The sequence below is a fragment of the Microbacterium sp. UBA7513 genome (assembly GCF_002478345.1).
Taxonomy (GTDB): Bacteria; Actinomycetota; Actinomycetes; order Actinomycetales; family Microbacteriaceae; genus Microbacterium.
Genome location: NZ_DLNJ01000025.1, coordinates 1 through 585 on the forward strand (window position 1 = coordinate 1; position 585 = coordinate 585).

Here is a 585-nt window from a genome sequence, read left to right on the forward strand (position 1 = left end):
GGCGAGCGGGGTGCCGGCGAGGATGGGGCGGGTCGTGGACGCCCCCGCCCCTCCGGCCAGTCCGAGCACGATGCCCGCGGCGACGATGCCGCCCGCGAACGCCACCGCCCCGGAGGCCCACACCGGCACGGCGATCCCGAACGCGGCGAGCGCCGTGACGGCGAGATAGGCCCCGGCGGTCACGCCGAGCGTGTCCGGCGACGCGAGGGCATTGCGGGCGAGGGACTGCAGCAGGATGCCCGCGACCCCGAGGGCCACGCCCACCGCGACACCGGCGGCGAGCCGCGGCACCCGCGCCCCCCAGAGGACGTCGGCGTCGGCGAACACCGCGCCGCTCGTGCCCTGGGTGAGGTGCCAGCAGGCGACCGCGACCAGCACGACGGCGAGCGCGATGAGCACACCGACGCCCGTCCACACCGCCGGTTTCCGACCCTCCGCCTCCACGGGGACGGCGGACGCCGGGGCGTCGGGCTCCGCGGTCGCCGTCGCGTCGTCGAGGCGGAGGGTCTCCGTCACTTCGAGAGCACCTCGAGGTAGCCGTCGATGATCTGCGCGGTCGAGCGCGGGCCGCCGAAGGTCCAGATG

Annotated in this window: 1 protein-coding gene; it reads right to left on the reverse strand. The window is 76.8% G+C overall.

The genetic code is table 11. From position 1 onward, the window contains the following. A partial coding sequence (locus tag B2W79_RS14130) for an iron chelate uptake ABC transporter family permease subunit (protein ID WP_414683552.1) occupies nucleotides 1–516 on the reverse strand: 516 nt, incomplete at its 3' end. Between the last annotated feature and the right edge of the window lie 69 nt (nucleotides 517–585).